This window comes from Bradyrhizobium sp. USDA 4353 (assembly GCF_054063215.1).
Genome location: NZ_JBSSGB010000001.1, coordinates 3376267 through 3399759 on the forward strand (window position 1 = coordinate 3376267; position 23493 = coordinate 3399759).

Consider the following 23493-nt stretch of genomic DNA (forward strand, 5'->3'; position numbering starts at 1 on the left):
GACTTGAAGCGGTCACCGCGGCGGCGATCGTCTGGCACGTCGATTGCTGTCCATCCAGAGACCGACAACGATAACTGGTCAGGAAGGAACATCCATGGAGGGGCTGCAGCGTGACGCCACGCGCATGCGAGGCGGGTTGCCGGAAGTCGATGCCGGCTCTGTCGATGCGTTCCTGGAGGACGTGAACCGTGCCGGCGGTATTTCCGTGCTGCTGTCGGCCGGCGATCCGGCGCGCTTTCCGGAGGCGCTGGATGTCGCCATCGTCTTGCCCGAGCTGATCACGGCGTTTCAAGGCCGGCTGCAGGGCGCGGTGATCGCGCGCGATGCGGAAGCGGAGCTCGGCACGCGCTTCGGCGTACGGGTGCAGCCATCGCTGATCTTCTGCCGCGGTACCGAGACGCTCGGCGTGATCGCCAAGATCCAGGACTGGTCGGTCTATGTCGACCGCATCTCGCGACTGATCGATCGCCCGACCGGCGCAGCGGCGGCCGTTGTTGCCAGCATCGTTCCCGCGCATCAGCCGTCAGGAGATCACCGATGAAGCCCGGATTCTGGATTGCCCCCGAGGGAGCCGAGCAGCCGGTCAGCGTGTTTCCGATCGGCGAAGAGGCGCTCGAGCTTCAGTACAAGGGGCTGACCGCATCCGGCGCCCTTGCCAAGCTCGCGACCCTCGACTCCGAGGAGCTGGCGCGGAGCTGTCCGCGCGCGGTCGAGCTGCTGTCGACGATCGCGTCGGCGATCGGATCGCAGACTGCGGACGCGCCAACTCAGTTGTTTCGGCTGGCCGGCCTCAACGATCTCGAACGTCGGCTGATCGACGACGTGCTCGGCGAGGGTGAGGTCGCCGGCGTAGTGGCGCTGCCCGACGGCTCGCTGGCGCAGATCCAGGAGTCGGTGCTCGCGGGCATCTGGCGCGTGCGCTTGGAGCGTGACGAGAGCCACGACTACATCGAGATCGGCGCCGTGCCCGAGATCATCGCGCGCGCCGCGATCGATCTGACGGCCGGTGACGTCGTCATCGGGCCGGCGCCCGAGGGCACGATGAACGCGCTGCCGGTGCTCGCCGAGATCCGCGAGCGCGCGCTCGCCTGGCGGCCGGGGCAGCGCTCGCAGACCATCAACTTCACGCTGCTGCCGATGAGCCCCGTGGACATGAGCTTCCTGCAGGAGACGCTCGGCAACGGGCCGATCCAGCTGATGTCGCGCGGCTACGGTACCTGCCGCGTGCTCGCGACTGGCGTGCGCCACGTCTGGTCGGTGCAGTTCTTCAACGCGATGGATACGATCATTCTCGACACACTGGAGGTTGGCGGCGTGCCCGTCGTTGCGCTCGCCGCGCCCGAGGATTTCGAGGACTCCGCCGAGCGCCTGAAGCAGATCATCGAGGCATACTTCACATGAGCGCCGGCTTCGAGAATTTCGGCGTACGCAGCGATCTCGCCGACGAGGTGACGCTGGAGTGCGGCATCTGCTGGACGCGCTATGATCCGGCGGAGGGCGATGGCGTCGCGCAGATCGCTCCGGGCACGCCGTTCTCGGCTCTTCCCGAGGATTGGCATTGCCCGAACTGCGATGCGCCGAAGGCCAAGTTCATGGTGGTGGAGTCATGAGCGCGATCGCGGCCGGGGAGGGGAGACATGAGCTCACGCCGGCCGCGTGGGGCGAGCGTCTTGCCGCCGTCTATCGCGAGATCGGCGACCGCGCGATGCGCGAGCTGCCGATCTATCATAATGCGCTGGAGGTCGAGGCCATCGGCTTCACGAGCGTCCACGGGCGGACGATCGGCATCATCCTGACGCCGTGGTTCATGAACATTGTCAGTCCCGCTGAGCAGGGCGAGATCGGATCGACGATCGAGATCGCGCTGCCCGCGGGGACGTTCGAGTTCACGATCGGCGATGTCGCCGGGATCGGACGCATCGCTAGCTGCTCGCTGTTCTCGCCAATCTCCGAGTTCGAGGATATGGCAGCGGCGCGCATCGCGGCTGATGCCGCGCTAACGGCACTGTTGACCGCGCCTGAAGAAACCGGGCCGACTCGCGCCGAGACAGCCTCGCGCATCGATCGCCGCGCCTTCCTGCGTGGAACACTGTCGGAGAGCCGCGCATGACGCCGGCCTTCCGCAACCATCTCGATGTCGAGCTGTCGGTCGCCGATCGCGTCATCGTCGCTGTCGACATCCTCTCGCGGACCCGGCCGCCGCTGGGCCGGCTGGCCGTGGGCAAGCCGGTCGACGCACTGCTTGCGGCGCTGCCGAGGCTGTTCTCGTTATGCGCGACCGCGCACCAGGTCGCTTTGCTGTCGGCCGTCGAGGCCGCGCGCGGCGAGCAGGCCGGCGCGCTGACGCGCCACCGCCGTATCAAGGCGCTGATCGCCGAGCGCCTTTCCGAGTTGGTGCGCGGCCTGCTGCTTGCGCCGGCAGTGACGCGTGGTGCGCTGCAAATGGCGCAACCGCTGTTGCAGGCCGTCACGGCGCTGCAACGCCCGCCGGATCGCGATCCGCCATCGCGCAGCGAAACCTTGTCACAGATCAAGATGGGCCTGGAGGCTCTCGGCATAGACTGGACGACGGAGTTCGTCCTGCCGGGAACTCCGCTCGCGATGATCTTGATGGCGGCCGAGAGGGTCGCCGATGGGGAAGGATGGAGGCACATGCCATCAGCGCATGGCGTGCTGTCGGCCGCCGACGATCATGCGGTCGTCACCCGGCTGATGGACGACGGAGCCGCCTTCGCGGAGGCGCCTGATATCGATGGGCGCGTGCCGGAAACCGGCGTGTGGGCTCGGCGTACCGCGCGTGTCGTATCTCCCCAAGCTGGACCGGCTGACCGGCTCGCCGCCAAGGTAGCGGAGATCGCGACGTTGCTGCGCTGGATCGAGGCCGGTGAGGCGGAGGATGCGTCGGCGGACGCCGACGTGCTCGCGAGCTATGCGCTCGGTCCGCGCCGCGGCGCGGCTGCGGTCGAATGCGCGCGCGGCCGGCTGCATCACGTCGTCGAGCTGGATGCTGATGGTGCGATCCGGCGCTTCGAGTTCCTGGCGCCGACGGAGTGGAACTTCCATGCACGCGGGCCAGTGGTGAACAGCTTGGCCGGTGCAATGCTGCGAGATAGCGGGGATCGCGATGCCATCAACGCCATGATCGGGGCATTCGATCCCTGCGTCGGCTATCGCCTCTCGGTGCGGGAGATGGCCGATGCATGAGATGGCGCTGTGCGAGGGCATCGTCGAGATCGTCGAGGCTGAGGCGCGCAACGGCGCGTTCTCCAAGGTGAAGACGGTGTGGCTGGAGATCGGCGCGCTGAGCCATGTCGCGCCCGAGGCGCTGCGATTCTGCTTCGAGGCGGTCACGGCGCATACCATCGCGCGCGGCGCGGCGCTGGAGATCATCGAACAGAAGGGCACGGCCTGGTGCCTCGGCTGCTCTGGCAGCGTCGAGATCAGCCGGCGCTACGACGCCTGTCCCGCATGCGGCAGCCATCAGCTGCAGGTGACGGGTGGCGAGGACATGCGGGTCAAGGAGCTGGAGGTCGAGTGATGTGCACGGTGTGCGGCTGCGGTGACGGCAAATCCGCGATCGAAGCGGGTGATCATCATCACGATCGCGGCGATCACGATCATCATCATGACCACGCGCACGATCACGACCATGATCATGCCGGGCATCATCACCATCACGGCCATCACCACCATGATCACGACCACGGTCATGGCCACCACCATCATCACCACGGTGATGATGCGCATGACCATCCTCACGCCCATGGCGCTGCCGATCACATCGACTGCGCGGCCAATCCGGCGGGGCAGGAGATCGCCGGCCTGTCGAGCGGACGCATCATCCAGATCGAGCGCGACATTCTCGGCAAGAACAACCGCCTCGCCGCCGAGAACCGCGCGCGCTTCGCGGCGCACGACGTGCTGGCGTTCAACTTCGTCTCCAGCCCCGGCGCAGGCAAGACGTCGCTGCTGGTGCGTGCCGTCGCCGAGCTGAAGCAGAGCCGGCCCGTCGCGGTGATCGAGGGCGATCAGCAGACCTCCAACGACGCCGAGCGCATCCGCGCCACCGGCGTGCCGGCGATCCAGATCAACACCGGCAAGGGCTGCCACCTCGATGCGGCGATGGTCGGCGAGGCCTATGGCCGGCTGCCGTCGCTGCGCGGCGGGCTGCTGTTCATCGAGAATGTCGGCAACCTCGTCTGTCCGGCGGCGTTCGACCTCGGCGAGGCCTGCAAGATCGTGGTGTTCTCGACCACCGAGGGCGAGGACAAGCCGCTCAAATATCCGGACATGTTCGCGGCGTCAGCGCTGATGCTGATCAACAAGATCGATCTGGCGCCGGTGCTTGACTTCGATCTGGCGCAGACCGTCGAATATGCCCGCCGCGTCAATCCGAAAATCGAGGTGCTGACGATCTCCGCCAGGACAGGTGAAGGCTTTTCCGCCTTCTATGCCTGGATCAGGAAGCAGGCGGATCGCATGCGAGCGAGCGTGGTGCAGGGATGAGCACCGCGGGCCCGACATTGGCGGCGGATCGCACGCGCCTCAGGCTCCGCGTCCGCGGCGCCGTGCAGGGCGTCGGCTTCCGTCCCTATGTCCATGGCCTCGCCACGCGCCATCGCCTCGGCGGCTTCGTCGCCAACGATGCCGATGGCGTCGTGATCGAGATCGAGGGCGAGAACGTCGTATCGTTCGTCGAGGCGCTGCCGCGGCAGGCGCCGCCTTTGGCACGCATCGACGATATCGCCGTCGAGCCGATCGCGGCTGAAGCCAGCGCGGATTTCCGCATCGGCGAGAGCGTCGGCGGCCGTGTGACGACACGCATCGTGCCGGATGCTGCGACCTGTCCGCAATGTCTCGCCGAGCTGTTCGATCCCGATAGCCGCTTTCATCGCTATCCTTTCGTCAACTGCACCCATTGTGGACCGCGCTTCACCATCGCCGAGCGACTGCCCTACGACCGGGCGACGACCGCGATGAAGCGCTTTCCGATGTGCAAAGCGTGCCGCGCGGACTACGAGGATCCGCGCGGCCGCCGTTTCCATGCCGAGGCGATCTCGTGTCCGGACTGCGGACCCCGGCTCAGCCAAGACGTGGTTGAAATCGCCGCCGCGCTTGCGGAGGGCAAGATCGTCGCCATCAAGGGACTGGGCGGCTATCAGTTGCTGTGTGATGCGCGCGACGAGCGCGTGGTCCAGCGGCTGCGCACGCGCAAGCAGCGCGACGGCAAGCCGTTCGCGGTGATGCTGGCGTCAGTCGAGGCAGCCGCTGAGGTTGCCGATGTCGATGCCGCCGAGCGCGGCTTGCTGGAGCAGGTGGCGCGTCCGATCGTTCTGCTGCGCTCGCGCCCGTGCCTCGCGCCATCGGTGGCGCCCGGCCTTGCCAAACTCGGCGTAATGCTGCCGGTCGCGCCGCTGCATCATCTGATCTTCGACGCGCTGCGCGGGCATGGCGGGACCACCACATGGGCGCTGGTCTGCACCAGCGCCAATCCGAGCGGTGAGCCGCTGCTGACCGACAATGACGAGGCGCTGGCCGCTCTCGCTGATATCGCGGATCTGATCGTCACCCATGACCGCGACATTGTCATCCGTGCCGATGATTCCGTCGTCACTATGATGGCAGGTGCACCGCGTTTCATCCGTCGCGCTCGCGGCTATGTCCCGGAGCCGATCCGGCTGCCGCGCGCTTTGCCGCCGCTGCTTGCGGTCGGTGCTCACCTCAAGTCGACGGTGACCGTGATCCGCGGCGACGAGGCCTTCGTCTCACAGCATCTTGGTGATCTCGACTCCGCCGCGGCGATCCGATTCTTCGAAGAGACGATCGCGCATCTCACCTCCATCCTCGACGTCACGCCGGTGGCGATCGCGCATGATCTGCATCCGGACATGGCCTCGACGCGGTTCGCGCAGATGTTGGGCCTGCCGAGCTTCGCCGTGCAGCATCACCATGCGCACGCCGCGTCGGTCGTCGCTGAGCATGGCTTGCGGATGCCTGCGCTGGCGGTGGTGCTTGATGGCTACGGCTACGGCATCAATGGCGGCGCCTGGGGCGGCGAACTGCTGCTGTGCAACGGCGCCAGCTTTCAACGCCTTGGCCATCTTGCGCCGTTGAAGATGCCAGGCGGCGATCGCGCCGCGCGCGAGCCGTGGCGCATGGCGGCTGCCGTGCTGCACGATCTCGGGCGCGACGCCGAGATCACGTCGCGCTTTGCGGACCAGCCACAGGCGCGCCATCTGCCGATGCTGCTCGACCGCGCCGACGCTGCTGCGACCACCAGCGTCGGCCGGCTGTTCGATGCCGTGGCGGGATTGCTCGGCGTCAGCACGCGCCAGAGCTATGAAGGCGAAGCCGCTATGAAGCTCGAGGCGCTGGTTCGCACCACTGCGGTCCTCGGGCAGGGCTGGACGATCGCCGATGGCGTGCTGTCGCTGCGTCCCCTGCTCGCCCACTTGATCGCCGGCGACTTGGAGCCCGTCGAAGCTGCCGGCCTGTTTCACGGCACCTTAGCCGCAGCCTGCGTCGACTGGATCACGTCAGCATCGCGCGCAACCGGCGTGAACACCGTCGTGCTGAGCGGCGGCTGCTTCCTCAATGCGCATTTGGCGGAGCTGATCGTCAGCGGCTGTCGGGCGGCCGGCATTGACGCGCTGCTGCCGCGCCGCCTGCCGCCCAACGATGGCGGACTCAGTCTGGGGCAGGCCTGGGTGGCCGGGCTGCAACTGACCGACAACGACAACAGAACTGGAGGGATCGTCTGATGTGCCTGGCCATTCCCGCCGAGGTGATCAAGCTGTTGCCCGACGACATGGCGATCGTGTCGATCGACGGCGTCAGCAAGGAGGTCTCGGTCGCGCTGATCGAGGAGATCGCGGTCGGCGACTACGTCATCCTCCATGTCGGCCACGCGCTGGCCAAGATCGATCCCGAGGAGGCACGCGAGACGCTCGACCTGCTCCGGCAGATGGGCGCAGCGACGGCGGAGGTCGTATCATGAAATACGCCGACGAGTTTCGCGACAAGGAGCTGGCGCTGGGCCTTGCGCGCGCCATCCGCGCCAAGGCGGATCCCGCGCGCGCCTATCGCTTCATGGAGTTCTGCGGCGGCCATACCCATGCGATCGCGCGCTACGGCCTGGAGGACATGCTGCCGGACAATGTCCGCATGATCCACGGCCCCGGCTGTCCCGTCTGCGTGCTGCCGGCCGGGCGCATCGACATGGCGATCGCGCTGGCCGAGCGGCCTGAAATCATCTTGTGCGTCTATGGCGACCTGATGCGCGTGCCGGGCTCGCGCGGCTCGTCGCTGCTCAAGGCGAAGGCGCGCGGTGCCGACATCCGGATGGTCTATTCGACGCTCGATGCGATCGCGCTGGCGGAGCAAAACCCCGGCCGCGAGGTCGTGTTCTTCGCCATCGGCTTCGAGACCACGACGCCGCCGACCGCAGTGATGATCCGGGCCGCCGAGAAGAAGCAGCTCACCAATTTCAGCGTGTTCTGCAATCACGTGCTGACGCCCCCGGCAATGCGCGCGATCCTCGACAGCGACACGCCGATCGAGATCGACGGCTTCGTCGGTCCCGCCCACGTCTCCACCGTGATCGGCACCGAGCCCTATGCGCCGTTCGCCCGTGACGATGGCAAGCCGGTCGTGATCGCCGGCTTCGAGCCGCTCGATATGATGCAGGCGATCCTGATGCTGATCGAGCAGGTCAATGACGGCCGCCACGAGGTCGAGAACCAGTATCGCCGCGCCGTCACCGGCAGCGGCAATCTGCGCGCGATCAGGGAAGTGGCCGAGATCTTCGAGCTGCGCGACCAGTTCGAATGGCGCGGCCTCGGCAGCATTCCGGCGAGTGCGCTCAGGCTGCAGCCAGCCTTCGCGCATCTCGATGCCGAGCTGCGCTTCGCGATGGCCGAACTCGTCGTCGCCGACAATCCGGCCTGCGAATGTCCGGCGATTCTGCGCGGGTTGAAGAAGCCGGTCGACTGCAAGCTTTTCGGCACCGCTTGCACGCCGGAGACGCCGATCGGCTCCTGCATGGTGTCGTCGGAAGGCGCCTGCGCGGCGCATTGGACCTATGGCCGCTTCCGCGACCATCAGCGGAGGCTCGCCTCATGAGCATGCATCAGCGCCGGCTCGATCTGAAGAACGGCTGCGTCGACCTCTCGCACGGCGCCGGCGGCCGCGCGATGGCGCAGCTGATTTCAGGCCTGTTCCACGAAGCCTTCGGCAATGAATGGCTGGCGCGGGGCAACGACCAGTCGGCGTTCGACGTCGCTGCCGGTCGCATGGTGATGACGACCGACGGCTATGTCGTCTCACCACTGTTCTTTCCCGGCGGCAATATCGGCTCGCTCGCCGTGCACGGCACCGTCAACGACATCGCCATGGCCGGCGCGAAGCCGCTGTATCTCTCCGCGAGCTTCATCATCGAGGAGGGCTTCCGCTTCGATGATCTCAAGCGCATTGCCGATGCTATGGGGCAGGCGGCGCGCGAGGCGGGCATCGCGATCATCACGGGCGACACCAAAGTCGTCGAGCGCGGCAAGGCTGATGGCGTGTTCATCTCGACCGCCGGCGTCGGCGTGCTACCTGATGGCCTGGACCTCTCGGCTGACAAGGCACTGCCCGGGGACCGCGTGCTGCTGTCCGGCAGCCTGGGTGACCACGGCGTTGCCATCATGTCCAAGCGGCAGAATTTAACGTTCGACACCGAGATCGTGTCCGACTCCGCGTCGCTGCATGGTCTCGTCGCAGACATGGTCGCGGCCGGCGGCCAGGGCATCCGGCTGATGCGCGATCCCACGCGCGGCGGGTTGGCCGCGACGATGAACGAGATCGCCCAGCAGTCCAATCTCGGCTTCCGCCTGCAGGAAGAAGCCATTCCGGTGAAGCCCGCGGTCGCCGCCGCCTGCGAGCTGCTCGGGCTTGATCCGCTGCATGTCGCCAATGAAGGCAAGCTCATCGCGGTGGTTGCTCCTCATGTCGCCGACGCTGTGCTCGCAGCGATGAAGGCGCATCCACTGGGACGGGATGCGGCTGACATTGGCGAGGCGGTCGCCGACGATCATCGCTTCGTTCAGATGGCGACGAGTTTCGGCGGCGGCCGCATCGTCGACTGGCTGTCGGGCGAGCAGCTGCCGCGGATCTGCTGAGACATGGGAATCCAGGGAACCATATTGGTCGTCGACGACGAGATCCGGTCGCAGGAGGCGCTGCGCCGCGTCCTCAATCAGGACTTCGAGGTGCTGTGCGCCGGCAACACTGCGGACGCCGAGAAGCTGCTCGAAGGCGAGAACGTGCATGCCGTGATCTGCGACCAGCGCATGCCGCAGGAATCCGGCGTCAGCTTCCTGAAGCGCGTGCGCGAGCTGTGGCCGGATCCCGTGAGGATGATCATCTCGGGCTATTCGGACTCCGAGGACATCATCGCCGGGCTGAACGAGGCCGGCATTTATCAGTACATCACAAAACCCTGGCAGCCGGACCGCCTGATCGAGATCGTCCGCGAGGCTGTCCAGCTCTACAGGCTGCAGAAGGAGACCGAGACCGCGGGTGTCGACGTCAAGGCGACGCCGGCGCATATCAAGAAGGTGGTCTCGGTCAAGCGCGGCGCCGCCAAGCAGCTGTACGATTTCGACCGCATCGTGCATTCCGCCGCGAGCCCGATGCGCAACGTCATCGAGCTCGGCCGCCGCGCCGCGGACTACGATATTTCCGTGCTGATCACCGGCGAATCCGGCACCGGCAAGGAGCTGCTCGCGCGCGCGATCCATTACGGCTCGGCCCGCGCCAACAAGGCGTTCGTGGTCGAGAACTGCGGCGCGCTGCCGGACGAGCTCTTGGAAAGCGAGCTGTTCGGCTGCAAGAAGGGCGCCTTCACCGGCGCCTATCAGGACCGCATCGGCCTGTTCGAGGTCGCCGACGGCGGCACCATCTTTCTCGACGAGATCGGCGAGACCTCGCCGGCGTTCCAGGTCAAGCTGTTGCGCGTGCTGCAGGAGAGCGAGATCCGGCCGCTCGGTGCGCAGCGCGTGCGCAAGGTCGACGTGCGCGTCGTCGCGGCGACGAACCGGGATCTGGAGGCCGAGGTCGAAGCCGGACGCTTCCGCCGCGATCTCTATTATCGTCTTGCAGCTTTCCCGGTGCACATGCCCTCGCTGCGGGAGCGTCCGATGGACATCCCGCTGATCGCCGAGGGTGTGCTTGCGGCGGTGAAGACCTCGTTCAACCGGCCACATCTGCGGTTCGCGGCGGCGGCACTCGACGAGTTCTCCAGGTATCACTGGCCGGGCAATGTCCGCGAGCTGCAGAACGAGATCCAGCGCATGGCCGTGCTGGCCGATGCCGACGAGCTACGCTGCCCGCCCTTTGCTGGGCGGCGCAATGGAAAGCGTGCTGCGCCGGCGGTCGCCAACGGCAAGCTCAACGGCTCCGGCAGCCTGAAGGACAGGGTGGAAGATCTCGAAAAGAACATCATCGTCCATTGCCTGGAAAAATATGATGGTAACATCAGCCGGGTCGCGAGCGAGCTCGGTCTGTCACGCGTCGGCCTACGGAACAAACTGTCGAGATACGACCTGAAGAAAAATGGCAAAGGCCACGCACTCTCCTGAGTCCGGCACGGACACGCTGCTGAAGCTGATCGCGAGCAGCAGCTCGCTGGAGTTCGACAGCGAGCGCGAGGGCGTGTGGATCGAAGTCATCCGCAAGATGGACGAGGTTTATTCGGACCTCTTGCGCTACGAGGTCGACCTCGAGCACAAAAACGCCGAGCTCGAGGAGGCGCAGGCGTTCGTCACCAACGTCATCGAGTCGGTCTCTGACATTCTGGTCGTGTGCGACGCCAAGGGGACGGTGCAGCAGGCCAACTCCGCGTTCCAGCGGACCTCGGGCCGTACGCTGGAGGAGATCGCCGGCCGCAACATGGCCGAGATGATCGATGTCGACCATCGCAGCAAGCTCGCGGCGCTCCTGAAGCCGCGCGGCGGCACTGAGGTGGTCGACGGCGAGCTGCGCTTTGCTGCTGATGGATTGAGTTCCGACCTGTTCGCGATCAACAGCTCGCCGCGGCACGACCATCGCGGCCGCTTCATCGGCGTGGTGCTGACGGGGCGTCCCATCGGCGAGCTGCGCCGCGCCTATGAAGCTCTGCACAAGGCGCATCAGGAATTGCAGCGCGCGCAGCGGCAACTGGTCGAGCAGGAGAAGATGGCGAGCCTCGGCCGCCTCGTGGCCGGCGTCGCGCATGAGCTGAACAATCCGATCAGCTTCGTCTATGGCAATGTTCACACCTTGATGCGCTACCGGACCGCGCTGGTGGGGTATCTCGATGCGGTGCATGAGCAGCCGGTCTCCGAGGAGGTCGCAGCGCTCCGCTCGGAGTTGCGGATCGACGCCATCGTCGAGGATTTCGGGCCGCTGATCGAGGGCACGCTGGAAGGTGCGGTGCGGATCAGCGAGATCGTCAAGAACCTGCGGCGCCTGTCGTTCTCCAAGCTCGGCGAGGTCGAGCGGGTCAATATCGAGCGGCTGATCAACACGGCTGTGCTGTGGGCCGGCCGCACCAAGCAGCATCGCGTCGACATCCAGATCGAGGTCGAGCCGGATCTGTGGATCTCCGGAAACGAGGGCCAGCTGCATCAGGTGATCGTCAATCTGGTCGAGAACGCCATCGACGCGATGCGCGCGACCGAGCTGCCGCGTCTCGTGGTCGCCGCGTCGCGGCAGGGCGGCGAGATCGCGTTCCGGATCACCGACAACGGTCCCGGGATCGACAAGGATCATCTCAGCCACATCTTCGAGCCGTTCTTCACGACCAAGCGCGTCGGCGAAGGGACGGGCCTGGGCTTGTGGATCAGCTACGGCATCGTTCGCGAGCATGGGGGCGAGCTGTCCGCCCGCAACGAGCCCGATGGCGGCGCGACGTTCTCGTTCGCTCTGCCCGCGGCGTGACGGCCGGCTCGCGCTGGGTCAGTCGTCCTGATCGAGCTCCGCCGCGACCTGCCCATAGTTGAGAATGGCGACCAGCGTCGTGCCGCCCACGATGTTGCCGAGCAGGGTGGGTAAGAAGAATGCCCCCGCATAGTCGGCAAGCGAGACATCGCCCTTGAACACCAGGAACGCGCATTCGACCGAGCCGGCGACGACATGCGCGAACTGCCCCAGCGCCACCAGATAGGTCATCACCACGACGATATGGGCACGGGCGGCGCGCACGGCCGGCAGCAGCCAGGCCATCAGCGCGATCAGCCAGCCCGCGAAAACGGCACGCGCGAACGTCGTCGAGAACGGACCCTCGACCGTGTGCCGGCTGATCTCGGTGAAGGCATCGACGATTCGCGGCTCGAACACGTCGGTGTAAGCCAGCGCGGCGGCTGCTGCCCATGTGCCCGCGACGTTGGCTGTTAGCACCAGGCCCCACAGCCGCGCGACCTGTCCGAGCGTCTTGAGATCGCGGTGATGCAGCAGCGGCAGGATTGGCGTCAGCGTGTTCTCGGTGAACAGTTGCTGCCGGCCGAGCACCACGACGAGAAAGCCCGCGGTATAGCCGAGCGGTGCGAACAGCCGCCGGGCCGCTTCGTCGGAGACGAAGGCGTGAAACTCGCCCTGCACGATCAGCGAGAGGCTGATCGACAGACCCGCGGCGAGGCCCGACAGCAGGATCGCCCACCAGCGCCGCTCCAGCTCGCTTTCGCCCTCGGCGCGGATCGTCTCGTGGATCAGCGCGGCGTTCGGCCGGCTCTGCGCCTTGATCTGCTGCCGCTGCTCATCGGAGACGCCCTCGACGTCGTCGGCGGGGCTGAAGGTCGGCGCGGTTGCCTTGCTGCTCACGTCGGATGATCCGTCGGCTGGCGTGGGCGCGTGCCGACGCTATGCGGAGAGCTGATCTCCGTGCGGCCAGAACGTCCGATGCGCGACCAAGGTTCCACACGCGGCCCGCGACATCGTTGCGCGGCAGCACGCCGATGTCGTCAAGACGGCGTTGCGACCGGCACGCGATCGCGCTGCTTGGAGAGCCGCGCCAGCAGCACGGTGGCGGTCCGCGTGATGTGCTGACGCGCCAGATCCTCCGCCTTTTGCGCGTCGCCCGCGATGACAGCGTTGAGGATGTCCTCATGCTGATCCCAGATCCGCCGCGGCGTCTCGTCGCGCATCAGGACCTCGCCCATCAGCCGGCGCAGATGCAGCCAATGCGGCTGGGTGGTGTCCTGGATGATGGCGTTGCCTGAGATCTCGTAGAGGAATTCGTGAAACTTGACGTCAGCCTCGATCAGCTTCTCGACCGAATGCTCGCGCTCGGCGCGGCGGCCTTGCTCGATCAGCTCTGGTCCTTCTTCGGCGGCGCGCTCGGCGCCGCGGCTCGCCGCAAGTCCGCAGGCCAGGCCTTCAGCCACGGCGCGGATCTCGTAGAGGTCGCGGATGAAGTCGATGTCGATCGGCGCCACCTCGAGCCCACGCCCCGGCGCGTCGCGGACGAAGCCCTGATTGCGCAGCAACAGCAATGCCTGCTGCACCGGCTGGCGCGACACGCCGAGGTCGCGTGCCAGATCGTCCTGAATGAGGCGCGCGGATTCCGGCAGCTCACCCCCGACGATGTCGGAGAGGATGCGTTGGTAGACGCGTTCGGTCAGGCTCGGCTCGGTCTTCAGCGGCGGCATGCGGCCTCCTGAAGCTGTGGGGCCAGCGGGAGCGTCACGTCGCTCATAGCGAGAGCTTTCGCGCCGAGAGCGTGCGCCGCTGCTTCGGCCTGTCGCCCTGCTGGGCTTCGATGTGATGAATGAAGACGCCCGCGGCGCGCGAGATGTGATCGCGGCTGAGCCGTTCGGCGTCTTCGCTGCGGCCTTCGATGATGGCGGCGAGAATGCCCTCGTGCTCGTCCCAGACCGTCTGCGACATGCTCTGCTCCTTTTGCAGCACGTCGGACATCACGCGCTTCAGATAGGGCCAGTGCGGCGCCATCGTCTCATCGATCAGCGCGTTTCCCGAGATCTCGCTGAGAAAGCGATGGAAGGCGATGTCGGTCTCGATCTTGCGGCCGACGAGCCCGCTTTTCACCGCCTCATGTCCGGTAGCGATGTAGGCCGGGCCTTCGCGCGCGGCGCGATCGCCAGCGCGATGCGCCGCGAGTCGTGCGGCCAGGCCTTCGAGCACGGCGCGCATCTCATAGAGATCGCGGACGAAGTTCGGGTCGAGCGGCGCGACGATCAGCCCGCGGCCGGGCGCGCTCTGCACCAGGCCGCAACCGCGCAGCAGGATCAGCGCCTGCTGCACCGGTTGACGCGAGACGCCGTAGGCCTGGGCGAGGTCGTCCTGGATCAATCGCGATCCCGGTGTCAGCACACCGCTGACGATCTCGTCAGTGATCGCTTCGACGACCTGGTCGACCAGAGATGGAGCAGAAGGCACGATTCGCATGGGTCATCACATTTTAGAGAACAATAGCACGCCGGGCGCGAATATCCATTTGCGAGGAATTCGAATTCAGAGTACGAATTCAGAAGCAAGGAGCCAAGCTAAAACGGCTTCAACATTTCGGGGAGGGCGTCCGTGTCGGATCTACCGGCTCGTTCGAAGCGTGATGACGGCTGCTCGGCGTCCTTGGAGGGCAGCGCGCGCGCCGGCCTGCGGGCGCTTGTCGTGCGTCGTGGAGTTGCAGCATTCGCCGCTGCGCTCGTCGCGCTGATGTCTCAGTCGCTGATGTCTCAGTCAGTGCTCGCGGGCGAAGGTCTGACCTTGTCCGATGCCTGGGTGCCTGCTGCCCCCGAAGTCGGCCGCGACATTCCCCTGTCTCTGACCATCAAGAACGATACGACCTCGCCCGAAGCGTTGATGCGCGTGCGCTGTCCGATCGCGAATTTCTCCGAGCGTCACACGGTCGATCGCGGCGAGGGCGCGCCGGCCATGCGCTCCATCCCCAACATTCCGATCGCCGCGGGCAGCACCTTGGTGCTGCTGCCGACGGCCTATCACGTGATGCTGCTGCAGACGCGCGAGCCGCTCGAGCCCGGCAAGCGCTTCAGCTGCACCATCGTTTTCCAGAAAGCGGGATCCATCGAAACGGAGGTCGAGGTTCGCAAGTCCCCCTGAAGCCTGTTTGTCGCCTGCGGCCCTTCGCTGACCGGCGGAGCGGTTTTCGTTCGAACGCATAATCAAGATGGGAGAGGAAACGATGAGGATCAACGTCGGGACGACCCTGCGGGCGGTGCTGCTCGCCAGCGCGGCCTTTGCCTGCTTCAATCTCGCGGCGCCGGTACAGGCGGCCGACGAGATCACGCCCGAGCGGCTGCTCAATGCGGACAAGGAGGCCGGCAACTGGCTGCACCATCATAAGAACTACTCGGGCACGCGGTTCTCGTCGTTGAAGGAGATCAACAAGGACAACGTCAAGAACCTGAAGGTCGCCTGGACGATGCATCTGGGTGGCGTCGAGGGCGGCGGCATCTGGAGCCATGGCGGTCTCGAAGGCACGCCGATCGTCGAGAACGGCATGATCTACGTCACCGACGGTTGGGGATCGGTCTACAAGATCGATGCGCGCGGCGGCAAAGGCCAGCTCGTTTGGAAGATGGATCCGAAGACCGATCACGACTGGGCCGGCGCGATCGCCTGCTGCGGCGTCGACAATCGCGGCGTCGCGCTGTGGGGCAATCTCGTCGTCTCGCACACGCTCGACGGCCGCCTGATCGCAACCAACAAGGAGACCGGGCAGGTCGCCTGGCAACGCCAGGTCGCCGATCCCGACAAGGGCGAGGTGATCACCGGCGCGCCGCTGATCGTGAAGAACATGGCGATCTCCGGAGTCGCCGGTGCCGAATACGGCATCCGCGGCTGGATCGCGGCGACCGATCTCGGCACGCAGAAGGAAGTCTGGCGCACGCACACGATTCCCGCGAAGGGCGAGCCCGGCAGCGAGACCTGGAAGGACAGCAACGACGCGGCTGCGGCCGGCGGCGGCTCGACCTGGGTGACCGGCACCTACGACCCGGCGACCGACACCATCATCTGGGGTGTCGGCAACCCCGGTCCGGACTGGGACAACGCCTATCGTCCGGGCGACAACCTCTACACCGACAGCTCGCTGGCGCTGGACGCCAACACCGGCAAGATCAAGTGGCACTATCAGCACACGCCGAACGACCCTTACGACTATGACAGCGTCGCCGAGAACGTCCTGGTCGACGTGCCCACGCCGAACGGACAGGTCCAGAAGCTCGCTCTCGAGGCGGACCGCAACGGCTTCGCCTATGCGATCGACCGCACCAACGGCAAGTTCCTATGGGGCCTGCCGTTCGTCAAGAAGGTGACCTGGACCAAGGGGCTCGATCCGGAGACCGGCAAGCCGATCGAGTACGATCCGAAGAACCCGGTGCAGCGCTACAATGCGTCGGTCACGCCGCATCGTGAAAACAAGGTCGCGGACATCTGCCCCGGCAATATGGGCGGCAAGAACTGGCCGCCGACCTCGTACAATCCGGATCTCAAGCTCTGGTACATCCCGGTGATCGAGAGCTGCAACCGGATCACCGTCGAGGAGGCGACCAAGGACAAGCTGAAGGCGCGTGAGTTCTGGACCGGCGGCGGACCGAGCCAGCCGTTCAAGATCACCGGCAGCGTGACCGCGATCGACGTCACCACCGGCAAGATCGCCGGCAAGATGGAGACGCCGTTCCCGAATCTCGGCGGCATGCTGTCGACGCCTGATCTGGTCTTCACCGGCCAGCCCTCGGGCGAGGTGATGGCGCTCGACGCCAAGACCCTGCAGAAGCTGTGGGAGTTCAACACCGGCGGCGGCGTCAACGCGCCTCCCGTGACCTTCTCGGTCGACGGCAAGCAGTATGTCGCGATCCTTGTCGGTCTCGGCGGCGCCTGGGACAAGTGGTTCATCGAATCCACGCCCGAGCTGAAGAAGATCCAGCCCGGCTCGATGCTCTACGTCTTCGCGCTGTAAGTCGATCAAGGAGCGGAGGCTTGAGCCTCCGCTCCTTCCTTTTTCCCGTTCGACAAGTAGGTCAGATGAACTTCAATGCGATCACGTCCGCCGCGGCGTTGGCTTTCGTTCTCATCTCCGGCTCGCTCGCTTCGGCTCAGTCTGCTGCCCCCACCGATCCGACCGAGGCCGGCAAGGCGGTGTTCAAGCGCGCCAATTGCGTCGGCTGTCACAAATGGCATGGCAATGGCGGCGGCGGCTATGGCGGCGACGCGCTATCGCTGCGCAAGACGCAGCTCACCCGGGAGCAGATCATCGAGACCGTCACCTGCGGACGCCCTGGAACGGGCATGCCCTATTTCGCCCGCGGCTCCTACGACACCACGAAGTGCTACGAGATGAGCCGCCAGGATGTCGGCGAGCGCATGCCCCCGGAGGGCGGCACGTTTCTGCGTCCCAACGATATCGAGGCCGTCGCGGACTACGTCCTCGCGCATATCAAGGGGCGGGGCGAGCCGACCTATGACGAGTGCACCGCCTTCTTCGGCAACACCTCGCGCGTCTGCGACATCTACAAGGCCAATGCGACCCAGCCTGCAAGCGAGCCATCGAAATGAAACGCTCAGACTGCACTGCGATCTTCGCGACGTTCCTGCTGACCTTCGTCATGCACGCGGCCTCCGCGCAGGCGGTGCCGAGCTACGATCTGCGAGACATCACCGTCGGCATGCCGATCGCGGATCTGCCGAACGAGGGCTATGTCAACCTCAGTTGCGCCGGGGCACCCGACCGCAAGCTCGATGCGTGGTCGGGCTGGCGCGATTGTCCGGCCGATGAGCAAGGGCGGCGCGCGGTGCGCTTCGAGTTCGATCCGGAGACCAGCCAGGACGGCACCAAGGTGGCCGGCCATCCGGTGCTGCTCACGGCGGTCATCGATGACAAGGCCACCGTCTCCGGACTCAACATCGAGACCGATCCGAAGGCGCGGCTCTATATCCGCAAGAAAGCCTTCCTGCTCGGCAATCAGGTGAAGTCGCGCTATGGCGCCGACGGCTGGGACTGCAAGGAGCTGCAGCCCACCGCGGGCGAGCAGCCGGTCGGCGGCGTGTTCCTGCGCGAGATCTGCAAGAAGACGGTGCCCGGACGGATGCTGACGGTGGAGCGCGAGCTGTTCCGCAAGCCGGATCAGGACATCAAGAGCTTCGTCGACCAGACGCTGGTCCGCATCACCAGGCAGACCAACTAACTGAGCCAATCCGTGCCTCGCTCAGTGCGGCGAGGTTCGCGTGTTATGCCTGCGATCGCCGGGTGCGGAGAGTTGCCGGAGATGCAGGTGGCCGTCGGTTGCGGCGATGATCATCCTCTCCGGGAGAACGAGCATGAGCTGGACTGCCCCCAAGATCGTCGAAGTCCCCGTCGGCATGGAAATCAACATGTATGCCTGCGCGAGCCGCAAGGCCGAGCGCAAGAGCTGAGCGGAGACCGTCCAAAGTCTGCTGTGGCAGCGATCGCAGCAATTGTTGTCGCTGCCACTGGTTGAGCTGCAATTCCCCTCGGACACCGCGCGGATGATGGGGCAGCGCGTTGCCGAGACGTGCCGGAACGCCGATGGGCGTTCGCTCCAAAGCAAACCTGTCCCGTAAGGAGGTTTTTGGCAATGGCGAAACTCAGTATCAACGGCAGAGATGTCTCTGTCGACGCGGCGAACGACACGCCGCTGTTGTGGGTCATCCGCGAGGAATTGCAGATGACCGGAACGAAGTTCGGCTGTGGCGCCGGACTGTGCGGCGCCTGCACCGTCCACGTCGAGGGCGAGGCGGTGCGCTCGTGCCAGACCATGGTTGGCGACGTCGCGAACAAGAAGATCACGACCATCGAGGGCCTGTCGGAGAAGGGCGATCATCCGCTGCAGAAGGCGTGGATCGCCGAGCAGGTGCCGCAATGCGGCTACTGCCAGTCGGGACAGATCATGCAGGCCGCCTCCCTGCTCGCCAAGACCACGAGCCCGAGCAAGGAGGAGATCACGGCGCATATGGACGGCAATCTCTGCCGCTGCATGACCTATTCGCGAATCCAGAAGGCGATCTCGCGCGCGGCCGCGGAGATGCGCACCGCGTCCAACACCACCTCGAACGAGCGGAGCCCCACATGACTACGCATGTGAAGAACGCCGCGGGCGAGCGTATCGCCGGCCACACGACCGATCTCAGCCGCCGTTCCTTCCTGGTCGGCACCGCCGCAACCGGCCTCGTGCTCGGCTATGCCGGCCTTGCCGATAGCGCCGTCGCGGCCACCACGCCCTCGGCCTTCGAGCCGACCGTGTGGTACGCGATCGCGCCGGACGGTCTCGTCACCGTGACCTGCGGCAAGGCCGACATGGGCCAGCATATTGCGTCCACCATGGCGCAGATCATCTGCGAGGAGCTTGGTGCGGCGTGGAAGGACATGCGCGTCCAGCTCGCCTCCAACGATCCGAAGTTCAACGATCCCGTGCTCGGCGCCCAGATCACCGGCGGCAGCTGGAGCACGATGATGAACTTCGACGCGATGAGCCGAGCCGGCGCCGCCGGCCGCATCGCGCTCACCGAAGCTGCTGCGAGCTCCATGGGCGTACCGGCCAAGGAGCTCGTCGCGCGCGACGGCGTCGTGATGCATCCGAAGTCGAAGAAGCAGATGAGCTATGCCGAGATCGTCAAGAGCGGCAAGATCACCAAGAGCTTCACGCCGGACGAGCTGAAGGCGATCACCTTGAAGACGCCCGATCAATACACGATGATCGGCGTTTCCGTGCCGCAGCTCGACATCCCCTCGAAGACCAACGGCACGGCCAAGTACGGCATCGATACGATGCTGCCGGGCATGGTCTACGGCAAGGTGGTGACGCCGCCGGTGCGCTTCGGCGCGACCGTCAAATCAGTCGATGACAGCGAGGCCAAGAAGGTTCCGGGCTTCATCAAGGCGGTGACGCTGGACGACAAGACCGGCTCGACCTCTGGCTGGGTGGTTGCAGTCGCCAACACCTATGCCAATGCCAGGAAGGCGGCGGATGCGCTGAAGATCACTTACGACAAAGGCCCGTATGCCAATGTCAGCACCGAGACCATCCTCGCTGAAGCCAAGAAGCTGCAGGCGCAGGATGACTCCGGGCAGTTCTTCGTCAAGGACGGCGATGCCACGGCAGCCCTGTCGGGCGCTGCCAAGGTGCTGGAGGCCGAGTACACCACCAGCATCAACATCCATGCGCCGCTGGAGCCGATGAACGCCACCGCCGAGTTCAAGGGCGATATCCTGCACATCTATTCCGGCAATCAGTTCGCGACCCGCTCCGGCGCGATCGCGGCCGGAGCGGCCGGGATCGATCCCAAATATGTCGTGATGCACCAGGCCTGGCTCGGCGGCGGCTTCGGCCGCAGGCTCGATGCCGACATGATGGTGCCGGCGGTGCAGGCGGCCAAGGCTGTCGGCAAGCCGGTGAAGGTGATCTATTCCCGCGAGAACGACATGACGATGGACTACTCGCGGCCGCTCACCTACCAGAAGGTCAAGGCGGGCCTCGACGGCGATGGCAAGCTCATTGCCTTGAGCCATGACGTCGTCTCGGCCTGGCCGACGGCGCGCTGGGGCATCCCGGACTTCCTGACCCCCTCGGTCGACAAAAAGGGCCCGCTCGACTCGTTCACGGTCAACGGTGCCGACTTCTTCTACACCGTGCCCAACCACCATGTGCGCGCGATCAAGAACGAGCTCGCGCATAATGCGACGCCGTCCGGGCAGCTCCGCTCGGTGGCGCCGGGTTGGACGTTCTGGGCGGTCGAGAGCATGATCGACGAGATCGCCGCCGCGTCCGGGCAGGACCCGGCGCAATTCCGCATCGCACTGCTCGACGGCAAGGGCAAGAACGACGGCGGCGCGCAGCGGCTGCGCAACACGCTGCTCGCGGCGATGGGCCTGTCCGGCTATGGCGCGAAGAAGCTGCCGAAGGGCGAAGGCATGGGCGTGGCCTGCGTGTCGTCGCAGGAGCGGGCGACCGCGAGCTGGACGGCGTGCGTCGCCCATGTCGCGGTGGCCGATAGCGGCGCGGTCACGGTGAAGAAGCTCACCGTGGCGACCGACGTCGGCACCCAGGTGCATCCCGACAACATCCGCGCCCAGGTCGAGGGCGCGGCGCTGTGGGGATTGTCGCTGGCGATGTACGAGAAGGCGACGTTGAAGGATGGCGGCATCGAGCAGACCAACTTCGACAGCTACACGCCCTTGCGCATGAGCCAGGTGCCGGAGGTCGCGATATCAGTGATCGCCAATGGCGAGAAGGCGACCGGCGTCGGCGAGCCCGCGGTGACCGTGATCGCGCCGGCGCTCGGCAACGCCATCTACAACGCCTGCGGCGCGCGGCTGCGCTCGCTGCCGATCACGGCAGAGGCGGTGAAGGCGGCGATGAAGGCGTAGCGTTGACAAGCAGGGTGGGGCGGTCCGCCGCTCCACCCATCTTTAACGAGTTATTTCGTTTCTTGAATCCTCGCGCACACGCGGCACGTCTATTAGTTAGCTGGTTCTTTTTGATCTTGGCCTTTACCGGTCTGGGGACCGTAGCTCGTCGATCTCTGCTGAATCGCCGTGGCGCATCGTCAAGCAGGCAAAAACATAGATTGGCAATCTGCCAATTCAGATCTCCACTGTCGTCCCGGACAAGCGCGCAGAGCGCGCGCCGATCCGGGACCCATAACCACAGGCAGATATGCGAGGCATGATGGTCGACCAATCTCACCTCGCCACGGCCGCCGCGGAGTATGGATCCGGGGTCGGCGTCCGTCACCGCTGCGCGTTGCCGGACTTGCCCGGGATGACACCTTTGGTGTCGCGGCATAGGTGACCGTACCAAAGCACCGTCGCTTTCCCCGCTGTACTGCGGATGACCCTCCTCGGGAGAAGTCGCTTGATTCGAATTCGAATTCAGAATACGAATTCAATAAGGGGTGGAGGAAGCGATGAGGGACCTTCTGAACTTCGGCCAGATGCTGTCGGCCCACGCCCGGATGTCGCCGGAGCGCACCGGCGCCCGCGATCTCGAGCGCGCGATGAGCTTCAGGCTCTGGAACGAACGCGCCTGCCGGTTGGCCAACGCGCTGCTCGGCCTCGGTCTCGCCAAGGGCGACCGCGTCGCGATCCTCGCCTACAACTGCGTCGAGTGGTGCGAGATCTATGCGGCGACCGCCAAGGCCGGCCTCGTCGCGCTGCCGATCAACTTCCGCCTCACCGCGCCGGAGGTGCAGTTCATCGTCCAGAACGCGGAAGCGTCCGCCATCATCGTGCAGGACGAGCTTGTCGGGCTGGTTGAAGATACGCGCAAGGATCTCGGCATCGCCGACGATCGTTTCATCCACTTCGGCACCAAGCCGCGCCCGGCCGGCTATCGCGGCTATGAGGAAATCATCGCCGCCGCGTCATCGCGCGAGCCGGACCAGCAGGTCCCGCTGTCCGATCCCTGGACCCTGATGTACACGTCGGGCACCACAGGCAAGCCGAAGGGCGTGCTGCGCAGCCATCGCAGCGCCGTTCTGTTGTCGATGGTCACCGAGATCGAGCTGAAGCTGAGCCGCAACGACGGCGCGCTGCTGGTGATGCCGATGTGCCATGCCAATTCGCTGAATTTCTTCGGCGCGTTCGGCTATATCGGCGGCGTCAATTCGATCTATTCGCGCAAGAGTTTCGATCCCGAGCACGCGGTGGCGACGCTCGCCGATGGCGGCTCGACCTTCACCTCGCTGGTCCCGACGCATTACATCATGATGCTCGATTTGCCGCGCTCGGTCCGCGCGCAGCACGATTTCAGCGCGGTGACCAAGCTGATGATCTCTTCCGCGCCGGCGCGCCCGGAGACCAAGCGTGAGGTGATGGAGATGTTTCCGAAGTCCGGCCTCTACGAGCTCTATGGCGCCACCGAGACCGGCTGGGTGACGATGCTGCATCCACACGAGCAGTTCACCAAGCTCGGCTCTGTCGGCCGCGAATGCGTCGGCGCAGCACCGATCCGCATCCTCGACGAGGCCGGCAACGAGGTGCCGGACGGCGAGGCGGGCGAGCTCTATTCAAGCAACGCACACACGTTCGACTGCTACTGGCGCCTGCCGGAGAAGACGAAGGAGGCGTTTCGCGGCGACTATTGCTCCGTCGGAGACATCGCGCGCCGGGACGCCGACGGCTACATCCACCTCGCCGACCGCAAGAGCAACATGATCATCTCCGGCGGCGAGAACATCTATCCCTCAGAGGTCGAGGCACTCGTCGGCGCGCATCCCAGCGTCAAGGACATCGCTGTGGTCGGGCTGCCCGACGACAAATGGGGCGAGCGCGTCCATGCCGTGATCGTGCCGCGCGACGGCATGATGGTCAGGGAGTGCGAGCTGGTCGACTGGGCCAAGGAGCGTCTCGCCGGCTTCAAGCGGCCGCGCTCCTATGCCTTCATCACCGACAGCGAGATGCCCCGCAACGCCACGGGCAAGATCCTGCATCGCGAGCTGAAGAAGAGATTTTCGTGAGGTGGTCGCTGCAATGCGCTGCGC

The 23493-nt window shown here is 65.7% G+C and carries 24 protein-coding genes; 21 read left to right on the forward strand and 3 right to left on the reverse strand.

All coding sequences use genetic code 11. The features are described from left to right. Window positions 1-94: 94 nt before the first annotated feature. The 13 genes from ACVILH_RS14835 to ACVILH_RS14895 are packed head-to-tail and all read left to right on the forward strand — an operon-like array spanning window position 95 to window position 11958. On the forward strand, window positions 95-541 hold the full coding sequence (locus tag ACVILH_RS14835; RefSeq protein WP_456716981.1) for a hydrogenase accessory protein: 447 nt from the start codon (window positions 95-97) through the stop codon (window positions 539-541). Continuing rightward, window positions 538-1401 (forward strand): hydrogenase expression/formation C-terminal domain-containing protein, encoded by an 864-nt coding sequence (locus ACVILH_RS14840; RefSeq protein WP_456713554.1) that lies wholly within the window; start codon window positions 538-540, stop codon window positions 1399-1401. The genes ACVILH_RS14835 and ACVILH_RS14840 overlap by 4 nt, the downstream gene beginning before the upstream one ends. Continuing rightward, window positions 1398-1610, forward strand: a complete 213-nt coding sequence (locus ACVILH_RS14845; protein ID WP_257166931.1) for a rubredoxin — start codon at window positions 1398-1400, stop codon at window positions 1608-1610. Before ACVILH_RS14840 ends, ACVILH_RS14845 begins: the two co-directional genes overlap by 4 nt. Further along, window positions 1607-2110 carry a [NiFe]-hydrogenase assembly chaperone HybE gene (gene hybE, locus ACVILH_RS14850; protein ID WP_456713555.1) on the forward strand — a complete coding sequence of 168 codons (504 nt, stop codon included), beginning with the start codon at window positions 1607-1609 and terminating at the stop codon, window positions 2108-2110. The genes ACVILH_RS14845 and hybE overlap by 4 nt, the downstream gene beginning before the upstream one ends. After that, complete coding sequence (locus tag ACVILH_RS14855) at window positions 2107-3204, forward strand: nickel-dependent hydrogenase large subunit (RefSeq protein WP_456713556.1); 1098 nt, start codon at window positions 2107-2109, stop codon at window positions 3202-3204. The genes hybE and ACVILH_RS14855 overlap by 4 nt, the downstream gene beginning before the upstream one ends. Further along, on the forward strand, window positions 3197-3538 hold the full coding sequence (gene hypA / locus ACVILH_RS14860) for a hydrogenase maturation nickel metallochaperone HypA (RefSeq protein ID WP_456713557.1): 342 nt from the start codon (window positions 3197-3199) through the stop codon (window positions 3536-3538). The genes ACVILH_RS14855 and hypA overlap by 8 nt, the downstream gene beginning before the upstream one ends. Beyond that, a complete protein-coding gene (gene hypB, locus ACVILH_RS14865; protein WP_456713558.1) occupies window positions 3538-4506 on the forward strand; it encodes a hydrogenase nickel incorporation protein HypB in 969 nt (322 codons plus the stop codon). The genes hypA and hypB overlap by 1 nt, the downstream gene beginning before the upstream one ends. Continuing rightward, the gene (gene hypF / locus ACVILH_RS14870; RefSeq protein ID WP_456713559.1) at window positions 4503-6761 is read left to right on the forward strand and encodes a carbamoyltransferase HypF; all 2259 of its coding nucleotides are present in this window, start codon (window positions 4503-4505) and stop codon (window positions 6759-6761) included. Before hypB ends, hypF begins: the two co-directional genes overlap by 4 nt. Further along, a complete protein-coding gene (locus tag ACVILH_RS14875; RefSeq protein ID WP_456713560.1) occupies window positions 6761-6997 on the forward strand; it encodes a HypC/HybG/HupF family hydrogenase formation chaperone in 237 nt (78 codons plus the stop codon). The genes hypF and ACVILH_RS14875 overlap by 1 nt, the downstream gene beginning before the upstream one ends. After that, window positions 6994-8121, forward strand: coding sequence for a hydrogenase formation protein HypD (hypD, locus tag ACVILH_RS14880; protein ID WP_456713561.1), 1128 nt, complete (start codon window positions 6994-6996; stop codon window positions 8119-8121). Before ACVILH_RS14875 ends, hypD begins: the two co-directional genes overlap by 4 nt. Beyond that, complete coding sequence (hypE, locus tag ACVILH_RS14885) at window positions 8118-9158, forward strand: hydrogenase expression/formation protein HypE (protein ID WP_456713562.1); 1041 nt, start codon at window positions 8118-8120, stop codon at window positions 9156-9158. The genes hypD and hypE overlap by 4 nt, the downstream gene beginning before the upstream one ends. Window positions 9159-9161: 3 nt before the next feature. Further along, window positions 9162-10619, forward strand: coding sequence for a sigma-54-dependent transcriptional regulator (locus tag ACVILH_RS14890; RefSeq protein ID WP_456713563.1), 1458 nt, complete (start codon window positions 9162-9164; stop codon window positions 10617-10619). Then, a complete protein-coding gene (locus ACVILH_RS14895) occupies window positions 10594-11958 on the forward strand; it encodes a sensor histidine kinase (protein WP_456713564.1) in 1365 nt (454 codons plus the stop codon). The genes ACVILH_RS14890 and ACVILH_RS14895 overlap by 26 nt, the downstream gene beginning before the upstream one ends. A gap of 18 nt (window positions 11959-11976) precedes the next feature. On the opposite strand, the gene ACVILH_RS14900 is transcribed toward ACVILH_RS14895, so the two are convergent. From ACVILH_RS14900 to ACVILH_RS14910, 3 genes are all read right to left on the reverse strand, one after another. Then, window positions 11977-12837, reverse strand: coding sequence for a formate/nitrite transporter family protein (locus ACVILH_RS14900; RefSeq protein WP_456713565.1), 861 nt, complete (start codon window positions 12835-12837; stop codon window positions 11977-11979). Window positions 12838-12977: 140 nt separating this feature from the next. Further along, window positions 12978-13664: a GntR family transcriptional regulator gene (locus tag ACVILH_RS14905; RefSeq protein WP_456713566.1), complete on the reverse strand. Its 687-nt coding sequence runs from the start codon at window positions 13662-13664 to the stop codon at window positions 12978-12980. A 43-nt stretch (window positions 13665-13707) separates the two neighbouring features. After that, window positions 13708-14421, reverse strand: coding sequence for a GntR family transcriptional regulator (locus ACVILH_RS14910; RefSeq protein ID WP_456713567.1), 714 nt, complete (start codon window positions 14419-14421; stop codon window positions 13708-13710). Between the two features lie 132 nt (window positions 14422-14553). On the opposite strand from ACVILH_RS14910, the gene ACVILH_RS14915 reads away from it, so the two are divergent. From ACVILH_RS14915 to ACVILH_RS14950, 8 genes are all read left to right on the forward strand, one after another. After that, window positions 14554-15093, forward strand: a complete 540-nt coding sequence (locus ACVILH_RS14915; protein ID WP_456713568.1) for a copper chaperone PCu(A)C — start codon at window positions 14554-14556, stop codon at window positions 15091-15093. 82 nt (window positions 15094-15175) lie between these two features. Continuing rightward, window positions 15176-16954 carry a PQQ-dependent dehydrogenase, methanol/ethanol family gene (locus ACVILH_RS14920; protein ID WP_456713569.1) on the forward strand — a complete coding sequence of 593 codons (1779 nt, stop codon included), beginning with the start codon at window positions 15176-15178 and terminating at the stop codon, window positions 16952-16954. 98 nt (window positions 16955-17052) lie between these two features. After that, window positions 17053-17550: a c-type cytochrome gene (locus ACVILH_RS14925; protein ID WP_456716982.1), complete on the forward strand. Its 498-nt coding sequence runs from the start codon at window positions 17053-17055 to the stop codon at window positions 17548-17550. Then, on the forward strand, window positions 17547-18179 hold the full coding sequence (locus tag ACVILH_RS14930; protein ID WP_456713570.1) for a hypothetical protein: 633 nt from the start codon (window positions 17547-17549) through the stop codon (window positions 18177-18179). The genes ACVILH_RS14925 and ACVILH_RS14930 overlap by 4 nt, the downstream gene beginning before the upstream one ends. A gap of 133 nt (window positions 18180-18312) precedes the next feature. Then, window positions 18313-18408, forward strand: coding sequence for a pyrroloquinoline quinone precursor peptide PqqA (pqqA, locus tag ACVILH_RS14935; protein WP_009028016.1), 96 nt, complete (start codon window positions 18313-18315; stop codon window positions 18406-18408). 182 nt (window positions 18409-18590) lie between these two features. Continuing rightward, a complete protein-coding gene (locus tag ACVILH_RS14940) occupies window positions 18591-19085 on the forward strand; it encodes a (2Fe-2S)-binding protein (protein ID WP_456713571.1) in 495 nt (164 codons plus the stop codon). Continuing rightward, on the forward strand, window positions 19082-21379 hold the full coding sequence (locus ACVILH_RS14945) for a molybdopterin cofactor-binding domain-containing protein (RefSeq protein ID WP_456713572.1): 2298 nt from the start codon (window positions 19082-19084) through the stop codon (window positions 21377-21379). The genes ACVILH_RS14940 and ACVILH_RS14945 overlap by 4 nt, the downstream gene beginning before the upstream one ends. A 539-nt stretch (window positions 21380-21918) precedes the next feature. Then, window positions 21919-23469 carry an AMP-binding protein gene (locus ACVILH_RS14950; protein ID WP_456713573.1) on the forward strand — a complete coding sequence of 517 codons (1551 nt, stop codon included), beginning with the start codon at window positions 21919-21921 and terminating at the stop codon, window positions 23467-23469. Window positions 23470-23493: the final 24 nt, after the last annotated feature.